The sequence below is a fragment of the Burkholderia sp. AU31624 genome, assembly GCF_020420065.1.
Lineage (GTDB): Bacteria > Pseudomonadota > Gammaproteobacteria > Burkholderiales > Burkholderiaceae > Burkholderia.
This window is the reverse complement of record NZ_JAIZRT010000015.1, coordinates 89,080-104,948: the sequence shown is the minus strand read 5'-3', so window position 1 is coordinate 104,948 and position 15,869 is coordinate 89,080. Positions and strand designations below refer to the sequence as shown.

The 15,869-nt window shown below is 66.7% G+C and carries 16 protein-coding genes; 5 read left to right on the top strand and 11 right to left on the bottom strand.

From position 1 onward, the window contains the following. From LGM89_RS36245 to flhD, 6 genes are all read right to left on the bottom strand, one after another. Positions 1-905, bottom strand: a 905-nt coding sequence (locus tag LGM89_RS36245) for an Hpt domain-containing protein (protein WP_226275724.1), incomplete at its 3' end; no start/stop codon positions are given. A 33-nt stretch (positions 906-938) separates the two neighbouring features. Next, positions 939-1,316 carry a response regulator gene (locus LGM89_RS36240; protein ID WP_011350594.1) on the bottom strand — a complete coding sequence of 126 codons (378 nt, stop codon included), beginning with the start codon at positions 1,314-1,316 and terminating at the stop codon, positions 939-941. A gap of 24 nt (positions 1,317-1,340) precedes the next feature. Next, the gene (gene motB, locus LGM89_RS36235; protein WP_039346832.1) at positions 1,341-2,366 is read right to left on the bottom strand and encodes a flagellar motor protein MotB; all 1,026 of its coding nucleotides are present in this window, start codon (positions 2,364-2,366) and stop codon (positions 1,341-1,343) included. A 13-nt stretch (positions 2,367-2,379) separates the two neighbouring features. Continuing rightward, positions 2,380-3,240, bottom strand: a complete 861-nt coding sequence (gene motA / locus LGM89_RS36230; RefSeq protein ID WP_011350592.1) for a flagellar motor stator protein MotA — start codon at positions 3,238-3,240, stop codon at positions 2,380-2,382. 168 nt (positions 3,241-3,408) lie between these two features. Then, positions 3,409-3,963, bottom strand: coding sequence for a flagellar transcriptional regulator FlhC (gene flhC, locus LGM89_RS36225; protein ID WP_011350591.1), 555 nt, complete (start codon positions 3,961-3,963; stop codon positions 3,409-3,411). A 92-nt stretch (positions 3,964-4,055) separates the two neighbouring features. Then, positions 4,056-4,376 (bottom strand): flagellar transcriptional regulator FlhD, encoded by a 321-nt coding sequence (flhD, locus tag LGM89_RS37265; protein ID WP_011350590.1) that lies wholly within the window; start codon positions 4,374-4,376, stop codon positions 4,056-4,058. A gap of 663 nt (positions 4,377-5,039) precedes the next feature. On the opposite strand from flhD, the gene LGM89_RS36215 reads away from it, so the two are divergent. Further along, the gene (locus LGM89_RS36215; protein ID WP_046547453.1) at positions 5,040-6,104 is read left to right on the top strand and encodes a glycosyltransferase family 4 protein; all 1,065 of its coding nucleotides are present in this window, start codon (positions 5,040-5,042) and stop codon (positions 6,102-6,104) included. 105 nt (positions 6,105-6,209) lie between these two features. Here LGM89_RS36215 and LGM89_RS36210 read toward each other — a convergent pair whose 3' ends face one another. After that, positions 6,210-6,506, bottom strand: a complete 297-nt coding sequence (locus tag LGM89_RS36210) for an H-NS histone family protein (protein ID WP_021162849.1) — start codon at positions 6,504-6,506, stop codon at positions 6,210-6,212. A gap of 300 nt (positions 6,507-6,806) precedes the next feature. Here LGM89_RS36210 and aqpZ point away from each other — a divergent pair, with 300 nt between their 5' ends. Beyond that, positions 6,807-7,550 carry an aquaporin Z gene (gene aqpZ, locus LGM89_RS36205; RefSeq protein ID WP_089424232.1) on the top strand — a complete coding sequence of 248 codons (744 nt, stop codon included), beginning with the start codon at positions 6,807-6,809 and terminating at the stop codon, positions 7,548-7,550. A gap of 119 nt (positions 7,551-7,669) precedes the next feature. Here the strand turns inward: aqpZ and LGM89_RS36200 are convergent, their stop codons facing one another. Then, the gene (locus LGM89_RS36200; protein ID WP_089493889.1) at positions 7,670-8,494 is read right to left on the bottom strand and encodes a Cof-type HAD-IIB family hydrolase; all 825 of its coding nucleotides are present in this window, start codon (positions 8,492-8,494) and stop codon (positions 7,670-7,672) included. Between the two features lie 135 nt (positions 8,495-8,629). After that, a complete protein-coding gene (locus LGM89_RS36195; RefSeq protein ID WP_089493888.1) occupies positions 8,630-9,511 on the bottom strand; it encodes a BadF/BadG/BcrA/BcrD ATPase family protein in 882 nt (293 codons plus the stop codon). A 142-nt stretch (positions 9,512-9,653) separates the two neighbouring features. On the opposite strand from LGM89_RS36195, the gene LGM89_RS36190 reads away from it, so the two are divergent. Beyond that, positions 9,654-10,256: a DNA-3-methyladenine glycosylase I gene (locus LGM89_RS36190; RefSeq protein ID WP_226275723.1), complete on the top strand. Its 603-nt coding sequence runs from the start codon at positions 9,654-9,656 to the stop codon at positions 10,254-10,256. Positions 10,257-10,378: 122 nt separating this feature from the next. Here LGM89_RS36190 and LGM89_RS36185 read toward each other — a convergent pair whose 3' ends face one another. After that, the gene (locus LGM89_RS36185; protein ID WP_226275722.1) at positions 10,379-11,614 is read right to left on the bottom strand and encodes a PepSY-associated TM helix domain-containing protein; all 1,236 of its coding nucleotides are present in this window, start codon (positions 11,612-11,614) and stop codon (positions 10,379-10,381) included. 226 nt (positions 11,615-11,840) lie between these two features. On the opposite strand from LGM89_RS36185, the gene LGM89_RS36180 reads away from it, so the two are divergent. Continuing rightward, entirely contained in the window at positions 11,841-13,964 is a 2,124-nt protein-coding gene (locus tag LGM89_RS36180) for a TonB-dependent siderophore receptor (protein ID WP_089493885.1), read from the top strand. 158 nt (positions 13,965-14,122) lie between these two features. Here LGM89_RS36180 and rpsU read toward each other — a convergent pair whose 3' ends face one another. Next, positions 14,123-14,335, bottom strand: a complete 213-nt coding sequence (gene rpsU / locus LGM89_RS36175) for a 30S ribosomal protein S21 (RefSeq protein WP_006401410.1) — start codon at positions 14,333-14,335, stop codon at positions 14,123-14,125. A 544-nt stretch (positions 14,336-14,879) separates the two neighbouring features. Between rpsU and LGM89_RS36170 the strand changes: the two genes are divergently transcribed. Then, positions 14,880-15,698 (top strand): flagellin domain-containing protein, encoded by an 819-nt coding sequence (locus LGM89_RS36170; protein WP_011350581.1) that lies wholly within the window; start codon positions 14,880-14,882, stop codon positions 15,696-15,698. Positions 15,699-15,869: the final 171 nt, after the last annotated feature.

Below are 15,869 nucleotides of genomic sequence, written 5' to 3'. Positions count from 1 at the left end.
GGTGCGGCCGGTGCCGATGCCGCCGGTTGCGGTGCCGCGGCCTGCGGCGCGAATACCTCGGCGCGCGCCGGTTGCGCGGCGGCGGCCGGTTCCGCGGCCGGCGCCGCGGCGTCCTGCGCGGCAGCCGGTGCCGTGCCGTGCCCGACGCGGATCTGGCTTTCGTCGATCACGAAGCAGCACACGGCGACGATGTCGTCGGACGGCACGTCCGATTCGACCCACAGCGTCAGGTCCGCGCCCGCTTCCTCGCGGCCGACGATCCGGCCGAGGTTGCCGAGTTCTTCGGTGAGCAGTTCGCGATCCTTCGCGTCGACGCCCACGAGCGTGATCTTCAGGTGCGGGCCGCCTTCGCCTGCGTCGCCCGCAGGATGCGCGGCCGCGACGGCCTGCTCGATCACGTGGTCGGGCGCGCGATCGTCGCCGGCGGCCGGTTCCACGGCCGGCGCGGCCGGGGCGGCGACGGCCGCGACCGGCGCCACGGGCGCAGCGGCGGCGGCAGCCGGCGCGGCCGCGCCGCTCTCGGCCTTCAGCCGTTCGAGCTTCGCGCAGATCGTCGCGGCGGCGGCCGCGTCCGGTTCGGCGCTCGCGCGGTAGTCGACGAGCTGGTCGGACAGCACGTCCTTCGTCTCCAGGAACGCGTCGACCATTTCCTTGGTCAGCGTCAGCTCATGGTTGCGCGCGCGGTCGAGCAGCGATTCGAGGATGTGCGTGGTGTCGGTCAGCGCGGAAAAGCCGAACGTCGCCGCGCCGCCCTTGATCGAATGCGCGGCGCGGAAGATCGCGGCCAGATCCTCGGGGTCGGGCGAGCCGACGTCGAGGTTCAGCAGCAGCTGCTCCATCTGCGCGAGCAGCTCGTCCGCTTCGTCGAAAAATGTCTGGTAGAACTGAGTGATGTCGAGAGTCATGCCCGGTCCCGGGTTGAATGCGTCGCGTGAATGTCAGGAGGCGGCCGGCTCGGACAGCGTCGCGACCAGGTCGACCAGCACGGCGGGGTCGATCGGCTTCTCGATCCAGCCGGTCGCGCCCGCGTCGCGTGCGGCGTCCTTGAACGCGTCGCTGCCTTCGGTCGTCAGCACGAGGATCGGCGTTTCCGTATAGGCGGTCAGCTTGCGCAGCGCGGCGATCACTTCCAGCCCGCTCTTGCGCGGCATGTTCTGGTCGGTCAACACCAGGTCGTACGGCACGGTGGCCGCCAGGTCGAAGCCGGCCTCGCCGTCCGGCGCCACCGTCACGTCGTAGCCGGCCTGCATCAGCGTTGCCTGCAGCAGCGCACGCATGGTCGCGGAGTCGTCGATGGCGAGAATGGTTCGGATCATATCTGTCTCGGAATCTCGTAAACGTCAGGGTTTCGGCACGGCGACGGCGGACGCCGCGAGCGCCGGGCGCACGGCCGGCGCCGGAGCCAGCTGCTGCGCGAGCTGCTGCGAGCCGGCCGCATCGGCCGACAGCGTCGTGGTCGTCGCATCGTCGCGCATCAGCGCCTCTTCGGATTTGCGGTTCAGCACGATCACGCTGATCCGGCGGTTTTCCGGATCGAGCGGATCGGCCTTGTTCAGGTTCTGGGTCGACGCGAGGCCGAGCACGCGCAGCACTTTCGCCTCGCCCATGCCGCCGGCGATCAGCTCGCGGCGCGACGCGTTCGCGCGGTCGGCCGACAGCTCCCAGTTGCTGTAGCCGCCCTCGCCGCCCGCGTACGGCACGGCGTCGGTGTGGCCCTGGACGATGATCCGGTTCGGCACGTCGTTCAGCGTCTTGCCGATCTCGCGCAGGATGTCGCGCATGTACGGCTCGACGTGGTCGCTCGACATCGCGAACATCGGCCGCTTCTGCGAATCGACGATCTCGATGCGCAGCCCCATCAGCGTGGAATCGATGCGGATCTGCTGCTTGAACTGGCGCAGCGTCGGGTTGGCCTCGATCGCGGCCATCAGCTTGATCTGCAGGTCGTGCAGGCGCGCCTGCTCGAGGCGGTCCTGCGCGGCCTGTGCGTTCTGCGCCTGCGAGCGGGAATGCTCGTCGCCCATCTTCGCGAGACGTTCGGCGAGCTGCGTGGTGCCGTCGGTGCGGCGCAGCGTGCCGGCGTCGACGCTCGACAGGTCGCGGCCGCCGCCGTTGATGATGCTGGAATCCTGCGAGCTGCGGTCGCCGCTGCCGAACAGCGCGGCCTTCAGCGGCGTGTTGAAGTATTCGGCGATCCCCTTCAGCTGCACCGGCGTGACCGAGCTCAGCAGCCACATCAGCAGGAAGAACGCCATCATCGCGGTCATGAAGTCCGCGTACGCGAGCTTCCAGGCGCCGCCGTGGTGGCCCTTCTTCGCCGGGGCCACCCGCTTGACGACGATTGCGCGATCCTTGCTCTTGCTCATTGGGCGCTCCGCGTCACTTTGCCTTCACGCGGCGCACATGTTCTTCGAGTTCGGAGAACGACGGGCGCTCGGTCGAGAACAGCACCTTGCGGCCGAACTCGACCGCGATCGCCGGCGCATAGCCGTTCAGCGTCGCGAGGATCGTCACCTTGATGCACTGGAACATCTTGGTCGACTCGGCGACGCGCTGCTCCGCGAGGCTCGCGAGCGGCCCGATCAGCCCGTACGACAGCAGGATCCCGAGGAACGTGCCGACCAGCGCCTGCGCGATCATCGCGCCGAGCACCGCGGGCGGCTTGTCGGCCGACGCCATCGTGTGCACGACGCCCATCACGGCCGCGACGATACCGAATGCCGGCATCGCGTCGCCGACACGCATCAGCGCATGCGCGGGGCCTTCGCCTTCCGCGTGGTGCGTCTCGATCTCCTCGTCCATCAGGCTCTCGATCTCGAACGCGTTCATGTTGCCGCCCACCATCAGGCGCAGGTAGTCGGTCAGGAATTCGACGATGTGATGATCGGCGAGGATCTTCGGGTATTGCGTGAAGATCGGGCTCTTTTCCGGATCGTCGATGTCGGCCTCGAGCGTGAGCGTGCCTTCCTTGCGTGCCTTCGCGAGCAGCACGTAAAGAAGCGCCATCAGCTCCATGTAGACATCCTTCGTGTATTTCGAGCCCTTGAAGAGCGTCGGCAGCACGCGCAGCGTGGCCTTGATGGTCTTGCCGCCGTTGCCGAGGATGAACGCGCCGACACCGGCACCCACGATCATCAGGATCTCGACCGGCTGGATCAAGGCGCCCAGATGCCCGCCTGCCAGCGCATAACCGCCGAAGACGGACAACAGCGTCACGAGTGTTCCCACGATAATCAGCACTGCCTGTCCCTCACGAATGACCGGCGGGGAGACCGCCGTTAAACAGGTTTACGGCAGTCGGCAGGAAAACTTTCGCGGGCGGCCAGGCGGCGGCCCGACGGTGTTTACCAGCAATTCGCAGACGATTCGCGCCACCCGGCGCGGCCTGAACGCCCCGCCCGGCGCTGCTCAGGCCGCGGCAGCGGCCAGTTCGGCGCGCGCGGCGGCGGCCTTGCGGGTCTTGCCCGCGCGCGACGGCGGCTGGCAGAGGCCGCAGACGAAACCTTGATGCGGATCATGCGCATGCGCGACGAAGTGGCCGCCGCAGCGCGTGCACGGGGTCATCTGCAGCATCCCCGAATCGAAGAAGCGCACGAGCGTCCACGCGCGCGTGAGGCTCAGCGCGGCCTCGTCGCCGGACAGGTTCACGTGCTCCTGATAGAGCCGGTACGCCTTCACGATCGACTGGATCGGCTCGCAGCGGCCGTGATCCTGCATGAACCGGTAGATGTTGTAGAACAGCGACGAGTGGATGTTCGGCTGCCACGTCATGAACCAGTCGGTCGAGAACGGCAGCATCCCCTTCGGCGGCGACACGCCCTTCAGTTCCTTGTACAGCTTGATCAGACGGTCCCGCGACAGGCTCGTCTCCGCTTCCAGCAGCTGCAGCCGGGCGCCCAGTTCGATCAGTTCGATGGCGAGGGTGATTTCCTTCACCTCGATCACGACGCTTTTGCTTGCCATGGTGATAACCGTCCGCTTGACGTTATTCGGATGGATGGCCAATACGCTGCCCACCGGCGCGGCACGCCGGGACACACGCAAGGCGGGATGGATCAGCGGACGCCTTCGACCTGCTGCCCGGCCATCAGGATGGCCGAGTGGGCGTGCGCGACGACATCGCTGCGGCCCTTGTCGGCGAGCGACGACAGCAGCGCGTGATCATCGAAGCGGAAGCGGCACAGCATCTGGTTCGACGCGGCCAGCTTCACGGTCTGTGCGAGCGTGAGGTTGGCGAGCACATCGGCGAGTTCCTGGGAAATGCCCATGCGGAACATGCCCATCGCTTTGTCTTCCCGCAGCAGGCGTTGCGCGAGGAGGAGGTACGACAGGTTGACCTCTTTGATCTCACTGAGCATTTCGCTGGTAGCGCTCATGATTCCCCCGTTAAAGAGCTTTGCTTTGGCCATTCGTGTTATGAAAACGTTTGCTCGATCAGGGCGCTCTTGGCGCTCAGTCGGCTCGTTTATAGTCTTACAGGGCGAATTTTGGCCAAACGGCATGTGCGCCGGTATCAGCGAAGTGGCGTATGCCGCGCAGGATTTGTCTGTAAACCGTGTAGGAATTTTTCCGACAAAGCGAATTGAAAGGCTCAATCGGGGAAACGGCTGGCAGCGCGAATTCGGCTGTGATGTGTCCGATGGCCTCCGTGCAGTCCTGGAAGGCTTGCCGGCAAGGCTGCCGGCAATCGGATCGGTAAAAATTATAGTGCTTTTTCACGAAGACGCAACAATAGTTGCGTCTATCTCCGTTTCTGTTTCCACACCCTTTTTATCGGGGTTTTCGCGTATTTCATCGTGTAACAAGCCTTAAGTGTTTGAAAAAACACTCGAACCCCTCAGGGCGATATCGATAATGGACTCCAATGGGCGGCGGCGCGAGCCGTGCCGGCCCGCCCCGCAGCTCGTCGTCCGGCGCCCCGCGCACCCCGCCCAGGGCACGGCCACGTACCGCCAACCGCGTACGCCGGCGAGTTCCGCAACCTTGCACGGGATCCGCATCGGCGCCCCGCGCCCCCGGGTCGAAACAGGAGAACCTCCATGCGAATTGCCCAGATCGCGCCGCTTTACGAAGCCGTTCCGCCGAAACTCTACGGCGGCACCGAGCGTGTCGTGTCCTACCTCACCGAGGCGCTCGTCGATCTCGGCCACGATGTGACCCTGTTCGCCAGCGGCGACTCCGTCACGTCGGCCCGACTCGAGGCGGCCTGGCCGCGCGCACTGCGACTCGACCCGTCGATCCGCGATTCGATGGCGCCCCATATGCGGCTCCTCGAAAAGGTCGCCCGGGTCGCGCACGAATTCGACGTGCTGCACTTCCACCTCGACTACCTGCCGTTCCCGCTGATGTCGCGCCTCGACACGCCGTACGTGACGACGCTGCACGGCCGCCTCGACCTGCCGGAACTGCAGCCCGTGTTCGACGCGTTCCCGGACGCGCCGGTCGTGTCGATCTCGAACAACCAGCGCAAGCCGCTGCCGCAGGCCGCGTGGGCCGGCACCGTGTATCACGGGCTGCCCGACACGCTGCTCACGCCGCAGCCGGGCGTGAAGCCCGAATACCTCGCGTTCCTCGGCCGGATCTGCCCGGAAAAGCGCGTCGACACCGCGATCCGGATCGCCGCGCAAAGCGGGCTGCCGCTGAAGATCGCCGCGAAGGTCGACAAGGCCGACGCCGACTACTTCAAGGAAGTGATCGAGCCGCTGCTCGACCAGGCGCACGTCGAATTCATCGGCGAGATCAACGAGGCGCAGAAGCCCGCGTTCCTGTCCGGCGCGAAGGCGCTGCTGTTCCCGATCGACTGGCCGGAGCCGTTCGGCCTGGTGATGATCGAGGCGATGGCCTGCGGCACGCCGGTCGTCGCGTTCAACCGCGGCTCGGTGCCCGAAGTGATCGAGGACGGCGTGACCGGCTTCATCGTCGAGGACGTGCAGGGCGCGGTCGGCGCGCTGCACCGGATCGACAGCCTGTCGCGCACCGCCATCCGCGAACGTTTCGATACGCGCTTCAGCTCGAAGGCCATGGCGCAGCGATATGTCGAAACTTACGAATCGCTTTGCACGGGAGCCCGTCAACCGGCATTGCGCCGGGTCGCCGGCGCCTGACACTGAATGCCGCAAGGAAATATGCCGTAATCCAATCCGCGCCGAAATTGGCGCGGATAACAAAAGAGCCGCATCTCGATGCGGCTCTTTTGTTTGGGCTTTCGGTCATTCGATGAGGAAACGATCGCGGTTTTTACCGACGATCCAATTCGGCGGCTTGCCGCGCCCGCTCCAGGTCGCGCCCGACTTCGGATCGCGGTATTTCGGGGGCAGCGGCGCCTTCTTCGGCGGACGCCCGCGCTTCGCTCGCTCCGCGAAGCCCAGATCCTGGGCAGTCAGCCCATATTCGGCAATCTTTTGCTGGACTTCCGCAATCACCGCCGCCACTTCCTGGCGGCGCACATCGTCCGCCTGGGCCTGCAGATCGGCGATCTGCGCCTTGAGCTTCGCGTATTGAGACATTTTTTGACTCCCCTTTTCGATGATGCGGCCCCGGCGAATCCGGCCGGGACACCAACATCCGTTACGCCATCCGCACTGCCGCCCTGCCCTTCGAAATTAATGCTGCCATCTTTAACCGATTCGGCTATATCGAGAATGCGGACTTATTCTAATAAAAGGCATTCGTCAGCTATTCAAATTTAACAATCGTTGACCCTCCCCGACCCGATTCATTTCCTATAATCCAGACCAATTCCGGGTGACGGTTTAAATCCGTCGCGTCGTCCGGTTGTCTTCAATCCACTTGAACGAGGTCCTTACATGAATCTTTCTCAGCGTCTCGCTGCAGAGGTATTCGGCACGTTCTGGCTGGTGCTCGGCGGGTGCGGAAGCGCCGTGCTGGCCGCCGCCTTTCCGGGCCTCGGCATCGGCTTTGCCGGCGTCGCACTTGCCTTCGGCCTGACCGTGCTGACGATGGCATTCGCAATTGGCCACATTTCGGGCTGCCACCTGAATCCGGCGGTGAGCGTCGGCCTGACGGTCGCCGGCCGCTTCCCCGCACGGGATCTCGTGCCGTACATCGTCGCGCAGGTGGTCGGCGCGACGCTTGGTGCATTCGTGCTGTACCTGATCGCGACCGGCAAACCGGGCTTCGACGTCGTCGGCAGCGGCTTCGCGACGAACGGCTTCGGCGAGCGCTCGCCCGGCCACTACGCACTCAGTTCGGCGTTCATTTGCGAAGTCGTGATGACGGGCTTCTTCCTGTTCGTGATCCTGGGCGCCACCGACAAGCGCGGCGTGCCGGCCGGCTTTGCGCCGATCGCGATCGGCCTGTGCCTGACGCTGATCCACCTGATCTCGATTCCGGTCACCAACACGTCGGTGAACCCGGCCCGCTCGACCGGCCCCGCGCTGTTCGTGGGCGGCGATGCGATCGGTCAGCTCTGGCTGTTCTGGGTGGCACCGATCATCGGCGCGGTACTCGCCGGGATCATCTATCCGCTGGTCGCGGGGCGTGACGACGCCGTCGACCTGCTGCCGGCATCGGCTCGCACAAGCGAATAAAACACTACGGGGTCAAGCGAGCAGAGCAGCGAGCCTCACGCTGTCGAAGAAGATCGAGGCAAGTCATTTCGACGGGCGCCACTGGCGCCCGTTTTTCATTTCCGCCCCCGGCGGGACGCTCAGGAGGCGGCGACGTTGTCTTCGAGCGAGAACAGCGTGCGCAGGTGGCGGGCGACGCCCGCATCGAAGTTGTTGCCGATCCGCGGGATGTGCGGGAGCCGCGCGACCAGGTCGGGATTCGCGTTGTTCATCATGAACGCGTGGCCGGCGGTTTCGAGCAGGTCGATATCGTTCATGTTGTCGCCGAACGCGATGCAGTGGCCGGTGTCGACGCCGAGCCGTGCGAGCACCGAGCGCAACGCGCGGCCCTTCGACACGTTCGCGGTCATCACCTCGAGGCAGTCGGGCAGCGAGTACGTGACGTACAGCGCATCGCCGAAGCGCACGCGCATCTGCTCGGCGACGACCGCCAGATCGGCCGGATCGCCGATGTACAGCACCTTCGCGATATCCGCGCCGTCATGCGCGGGCATGTCGATCACGTCGTAGCGGAAGCCCGAATCCTGGTGGAATTCGAGCAGGTGCGGCGCATCGCGGTCGATCAGCCAGCCCTGGTCGGTGAACAGGTTGACGATCACGCGGCCGTGCGCGCCGACGACCTCGGGCTGCACGAGGCCGCGGACGATTGCCGGATCGATGTCCTGCGCGTGGATCGTCGTGTCGTCCGGCGCATGCACGCGCGCGCCGTTCGACGTGATCAGGTACGGCCGGATGCCGAGCACGTCGCGAATGCCGGCGACGTCCGCGTAATGGCGCCCGGTGGCGATCACGAACTGCAGGCCGTCTCGGTCGAGCCGGCGGACGGTGTCGATCGTGTACGGATCGAGCTGGTGGTCGCTGTTCAGCAGGGTACCGTCGAGATCGGTGGCGATGACTTTGTACATGGGACGGAAGAATGGCGCTCAGGGCTCTGCGGAACGGCCATTCTAACGTCGGGCCCGGTTGCCCGCCGGACGGTTCCCGGCCGATTGCCGCCCGCGGCGCGGTTGCGGTGCGCTTTCCTCCGGCTCGACACGCCGTCAGCGCCCTTCCGCCGCCCGCAGCGCCTGCAGCGCGAGCCGCAGCGCGCCGTGCGCGGAATCGTCGAGCGGCGCGCGCAGCCGCCCGGCGTGGCGCGCCGGCACGGCCGGTGCGAGGGCGTCCGCCAATCCGCCGCACAGCGCGACCGGCAGCGCCTGCTGCGGATCGAGCGCGTCGATCATCTTGCCGATCTCGTCGCCCGCCTGCGCGATCAGCGCGCCGGCGACCGGATGCGAACGGTGCGCGAACACGATCGGCGCAAGCCGCGCGTAGATCGTCTGGTTCGCATCGCACGACCACTGGACGAGCGCGTCGCGATCCTGCGCGCCCGTTTCCGCGAGCAGCGCGCTGGCGAACGCATCGCGCGGCACGCGGCCGTCGAGCGCCTGCTGCGCATAGGCGAGCGCGCGCACGCCGAGCCATGCGCCGCTCGCCTCGTCGCCGGACGGGAAGCCGAAGCCGCCGGCGATCCGGCACGCGCCGGCCGCATCGAGCGCGGCGGCGATGCTGCCGGTGCCGAGCGCGACGATCAGCCCCGGCGCGCCGCCGTGCGCGCCGACGACGGTCGTATACGCGTCGCTCTCGACCGCGAGCGCGCCGAGCGGCGCCTGCGCGCGGAACGCGGCCAGCCACGCCGCATTGTTGACGCCCGCGAGCCCGCAGCCGAGCGCGCACTGCGACCAGTCGAATGCATGACCGGCCTGGGTGAACGCATCCGCGCAGGCTGCGCCGATCGACGCCCACGCGCGCTCGATGCCGAGCCCGAGCCCCGACGGGCCGCCGCGCCCCTGCGCGAGCTCGCGCCCGTGCCGGTCGGCCAGCACCGCGCGCGTGCCCGTGCCGCCGCCGTCGATGCCGATCGCAAAAAGTAATGCCGCCATGCCTTCATCCCGCTGATTCGAACAGGCGCCAAGCTTAACCGGATCGGCGCCGCGCGCCCATCTGCCGTTCGGCCGGCTGTTCCGTGAAAAGGGCTTCCGCTATGCTGACGCGATCGAATCGATACGAAAAGCGAGGCAGACGATGTCGCAGCGGTGCAACTGGGTGAAGACGGAAGCGGATGCTCACTATCACGATACCGAGTGGGGCGTGCCGTCGCACGACGATCGCCACCTGTTCGAAATGCTGATCCTGGAAGGCGCGCAGGCCGGACTGTCGTGGTCGACGATCCTGAACAAGCGCGCGGGCTATCGCGAAGCCTTTGCGGATTTCGACGTCGATGCCGTCGCGCGCTTCACGCCGAAACGCATCGAGAAGCTGCTGGAGAATCCCGGCATCGTGCGCAACCGCGCGAAGGTCGAATCGGCGGTCACCAACGCGCGCGCCGTGCAGCGCATCTGCGAAGAGCACGGGTCGCTCGCCGCGTTCCTGTGGTCGTTCGTCGGCGATACGCCGGTCCAGAACGCGTGGCAGTCGTACCGCGACGCGCCCGCGTCGACCGAACAGTCCGACGCGCTCAGCAAGGCGCTGAAGGCGTATGGCTGCAAGTTCGTCGGCTCGACGATCTGCTATGCGCTGATGCAGGCCACCGGCATGGTCAACGATCACGAAGTTGGCTGCCCGTGCCACGCGCAATGCGCGGCGCTCGGCGGCAAATCGCCCGCACGCCGGCGCAAGGCGGGCTGACGGCACGAAGCGGGCCGACGGCGCGGGCAGCGGCCGGCCGCCCGCCGGCCCCCGCGGCCCAGCGCGGGTTACGCCGCCCGCTCACCGCTCACGAAGCGCGGCGCTGCGCGGCGCGCCACACCTCACCTTGCGGCGCGCGACGACGCCGGCGCAACCGCCCGCATGCTGCGCGCGGCCCGCACACGGGCGCTGCGCTTCTTCACCCAGATGCAGATGCCCGTCACGCTCAGCATCGCGATCACGATGCCGAGCGCGCTCACCGCCGCACGCCCCGCGACGCCGGCGATCCGCCCCGAGTGCAGCGGAAACTGCGCCTGCATGAACAGGTCGCCGGCCGAACCGCGGCCCGGCACCTGGGCGGCGACGGGCCTGCCGGTCACCGCATCCCAATAGAGCCACGCATTGCCGAGCCCAACATCGCCGTGATCGTTGCCGGGCGTGAAGAACCCGACCGCATAGGCATTCATCGCCGGCGCGAACAGCAGCGCGCCGGGCGGCGCGGCGAAACCCGCGTCGCGCCCGGCCGCGCGCGCGATCTCGACGATCCGCTCGCGCGGCAGGATCGTGCTGCCCGGCTCGGCGGGCGGGAAGTGTTCGGGATTCGTGTACGGCGTCTCGGCCAGCGGCGACACCAGCGATACCAGCGGCCGCACGACGGGCAAGGCGAGATTCATCGAGATCGACGTGACCGCGACGACCAGCAGCAGCCCCCACACCCACACGCCGCCCGAGCGGTGCAAGTCGAACACCAGCGGATAGCCGCCGCGGCGCACGCGGAACGCAAACGACTTGCGCCAGCTCTTCGGGTTCGGAAACGCGAGCACGAGCGCGATCAGGCAGTCGATCGCCCACACGATGCCGACGACGCCCATCACCCAGAACCCGAAGTTGATCCCGCCGTACATGGGCAGGAACAGCGAATAGTGCAGCCGGTAGATGAACGGCATCAGGTCGAGCCGCGCAACCGACAGCGCGCCCCATTCGCGGCGGGCCTGCACCGCGCCCGTCGCGGGATCGACGGCGATCTGGCTGAAGCCGAGCGCGTACGGCTGGCCCGTTGCCGGGTCGGTGCGCGGCATCACGCCCGCCTGCAGCGTGTGGCCCGGCTCGATCGCGAGCGGCAGATAGGTCACCTGCACGCGCGGGTCGGCAGCCTCGATGCGCGTCGCGAGCGCGAGCGGATCAAGCGGCGCCGCATCGCTGCGGGCGGTGTAGAAGTCCGGGTTCAGTGCCGCGTCGAGTTCGTGATCCCACGCGATCAGCGCGCCGGTTAGGCCCGCGACGAACAGGAACAGCGCGATCGCGAGGCCGAACCAGCGATGCAGGCGGACGAGAAACGGCCGCAGAAACGCGTTCATCGCGCGCCCTGGGAAAGGAAAGCGGGCCGGCACGAGCGGCCCCGGTTCAACGGGATGCAGGTCATTTGCGGTCAGGCGCCGCGCACGAGCCGGCCGGCCACCGCTGGCGAGGCCGGATGCCCTTGCACGCGGCATGGAATTGTTGCGCGTTCGACGGGTTTTGATACGATGCGCAACATTTTATCGCAATGCGAATGATTCTTACTTGCATTTTTACTTACCCGCCATGACCGTCAGCCTCGCCCGTCCTCCCGTCCGCCCACGTCGCGTGGCCGCCGCCCTTGCCTGCCTTGCCGCGTCGCTCGCGCACGCGGACGATTCGCCCGGCGGCGCCACGGCGTTGCCGGCCATCAACGTCACCGCTGCGCATGACTCGCCGCAGCACCTGACCGACACGCTCTCCACCGGTGCGCTCGGCACGCGCCGCCAGCTCGACACGCCGTTCTCGACGACGATCGTCACGTCGGAGGAGCTCGAGGCACGCCAGCCGTACAAGCTCGGCGACGTGTTCGCGAACGACGCCTCGGTGTCCGACAACAGCGGTGCGTACAGCGCATGGGCCAGCTACATGACCGTGCGCGGCATGCAGCTCGACTGGCAGAACGGCTACAAGATCGACGGGCTGCCGTTCGTCACGTACGGGATCACGATGCCGTACGAACAGCTCGACCGCGTCGAGCTGCTGAAAGGGCTCGGCGGGTTCCTGTACGGCTTCGTGACGCCCGGCGGTGTCGTCAACTACGTAACGAAGCAGCCTGGCGTCGAACCGGTACGCAGCGTCGACGTCGGCTACCGGAGCACCAACGTGTGGACCGAGCACGTCGATCTCGGCCAGCGCTTCGGGCCGAACGGCCTATTCGGCGCGCGGCTGAACGCGACGCACGAGGAAGGCAAGACGTACAACGACGGCAACATCCGCCGCGACAGCGTCTCGCTCGCGCTGCAGGCGAACCTGACGCGGGACCTGTCGGTGACCTTCGGCGCGCTGTACCAGGACCGCCGCACGACGGGCCAGACGCCGTCGATCTTCACCGGCAGCTACCCGGGCGGCGCGCTGCCCGCGACGATCAGCGGCGGCACGACGAACCTCGGCGGCAAGGACCAGTACCTGAACACGAACCTGCAGCTCTATACGGCCGGGCTGCAATACCAGCTCGCGCCCGACTGGCAGCTCGACGTCGCGTACAGCTACAGCAAGGCGACGCGCCGCCGCAACGAAAGCACGCTGTACCTGCAGGACGCGGCCGGCAACTACACCGACAGCCGCTACGTCGGGATGGAGGATCACCGCTTCAGCCAGTGGCGCGCGATGGTCGAGGGCAAGGTGCGCACGGGCCCGTTCAGCCACCAGATCGTGCTCGGCGCGTCGTGGCAGAAGCAGGCGAACGACTATTCGGCGAACAGCGTGTTCGTGCCGCTCGGCGCCGGCAACCTGTATGCGCCGAACCCCTACCGCTACGACAGCCCGCACGGCTTCATCCAGTACCGCACGAGCGAGATCGTGCAGAAATCGCTGTTCGCGAGCGACACCGTGCAGCTCACCGAGCGGTGGTCGGTGCTCGCCGGCGTGCGCTACATGAATTACGAGCAGCGCTCGTTCCAGGCGAGCGGCGCCGAGGATCCCGGCTACCGCCAGAACGGCGTGGTCACGCCGACGTTCGCGGTGATGTTCAAGCTCGCGCCGACCACGACCGCTTACGCGAGCTACGCCGAATCGCTCGAGCCCGGCAGCCGCGTGAACGACGTCTACGCGAACGCCGGCCAGGTGCTCAAGCCGCTGCGCAGCAAGCAATACGAGCTGGGGATCAAGAGCGAGCACGCGCGCTGGAGCGCGACGGCCGCGCTGTTCCGCATCGAGCGCAGCGCCGAATATGCGAACGCCGCGAACGTCTACGTGCAGGACGGCGAATCGATCATCCAGGGGATCGAGTTCGGTGCGCGCGCGAAATTCGGCGCACGCTGGAACGCAGGCGTCGACGCGATGCTGCTCGACGCGTGGTATGCGAACGGGATCGGCAACAACGGCAACCGTGTCGCGGGCGCGCCACGTTTCGTGCTCGCCGGCGACCTCGGCTACGCGGTGCCGGGCGTGCCGGGGCTGACGCTCGGCGTCGACGCGAAATTCACCGGCGCGACGCCGCTGCGCGCGGCCGGCGGCCTCGACGCGCCGGGCTTTCTCGTCGTCAATGCGGGCGCGCGCTACCTGACGCGGGTAGGCCGCCACGACGTGACGCTGCGCGCGTCGATCGACAACGTGCTGAACCGCCGTTACTGGGAATACCAGTACGCGGACTACGTGAAGCCGGGCGACCCGCGCACGGTGAGCCTGAGCGCGAAGATCGACTTCTGAACGGCGGGCCGGCGGCCGCAAACCGCCGGCCGTCAGCCATTAGCCGGCACGGCCGCCGCGCCACGGCTTCGGGATTTTCCCGGCCCCCAAAAGCAAAACGGCGGAGCGGCTTCTTTCGAAGCACGCTCCGCCGTTTCGCGGCGAACCGTAAGACGCTCTTAGTGGAGCTTCTTCGGCAGCATCTGGCTGCGCAGGCGCTTGTGCAGGCGCTTGACGGCTGCTGCCTTCTTGCGCTTGCGGACTGCGGTCGGCTTTTCGTAGGACTGGCGTTCGCGCAGTTCAGCGATCAGGCCATTTTTTTCGATAGCACGGCGAAAGCGGCGAATCGCCACTTCGAACGGCTCGTTTTCTTTCAGAAGAATCGTCGTCATGTCGTTCCTAAATTGCTTAAACGGTCAAAAACGTAGCGGCCAAGCGCCACGCACCGGCCATCCGAGCGTCCCCACAAACAGGCGAAACGAGCGGAAATACGGCCTCGGAGGCCGGAAAAGAGAGGCGGAAAGCACCGCGAGTACGCTTCACAACCGCGTGCAGCGCCGCGTTTGACTGCCAGCAGACATGCCGAAAACGGCAGAGGCTTGACAGAAATCTCAATTCAGCCCGCCATCATAGCAGAGAATCACAGACAAAACTACCCTTTTGCATCCCCCGGTTCGTCGCTCCGCGTGGCGCGGCCGCTCGCCCCGTCGAACGGGGCCGGGTGCCGCGCCTGCCGGCGGCCCGGCCGGCCAAGCCGGGCGTGCCTTTCGACCGACAACCCTCCTTCCGTCCCGAATTTCCCCAAACATCCCTCTAAAGTTTTCGCCGGGTGCCGCCGTCAACCAGGAAAGGCGGGGCAGCGCCAGTCGCGATAAAGCGCAACGCCGAAATCAGAACCTGTCTGTATCCCAGCCATTTTCCAAAACGAGGAAGCAAATGCTGAACATCAACACCAACATCCTTTCGCTGACGACGCAGACGAATCTGTCGGGCTCGCAAAGCGCACTGTCGCAAGCAATCAACCGCCTGTCGTCGGGCAAGCGCATCAACACCGCTGCTGACGATGCAGCAGGCCTGGCGATCTCGACGTCGCAAACGGCGGCAATCAATGCGCTGACGCAAGGTGTTGCAAACGCGAACAACGGCATCTCGATGATCCAGACCGCCAACGGCGCGCTGCAATCGACGGTCGACAACCTGCAGCGTATCCGTACGCTGGCGCAACAAGCTGGCGACGGCTCGCTGGATTCGAGCGCTCGCGCGAACCTGCAAGCTGAAGTGACGACGCGTCTCGGCGAAATCGACCGTGTCGCATCGCAAACGACGTTCAACAGCCAGACCATCCTGGGCGGCACCGGCAGCGTCACGTTCCAGATCGGCGCAGCAGCGAACCAGGTCGTTACCGTCGACTTCGGCACGGCGAACTGGAACAGCACGGGCATGAGCGTGAACACCCTGAGCGTCGCCACGCAGTCGGGCGCGCAATCGGCGATCACGGCGATCGACGCGGCACTGAAGCAAGTCAACACGTTCCAGGCAACGCTGGGCGCAGCACAGAACACGTTCCAGGCTGCGATCTCGACGACGCAAACCCAGGCAACCAACATGACCGCCGCTCGCTCGCAGATCACCGACGCGGACTTCGCGACGGAAACGGCGAACCTGAGCAAGGCGCAAGTGCTGCAACAAGCTGGTATCTCGGTTCTGGCGCAAGCGAACTCGCTGCCGCAGCAAGTCCTGAAGCTCCTCGGCTAATCGAGCAGCACCCGCGGCGGGCCACGCGCCCGCCCGCCTCCGGGCCCGGCGGCGTCGCCATGCGATGCATCGCGACGCCGCCGACACCGCCCGGATCAGAATTTTCCAGGGAGGCACGCCTCCCTCTTTGCATTGAACCGCGGCGCCCCGCCGCATCGCGCACGTTGATTG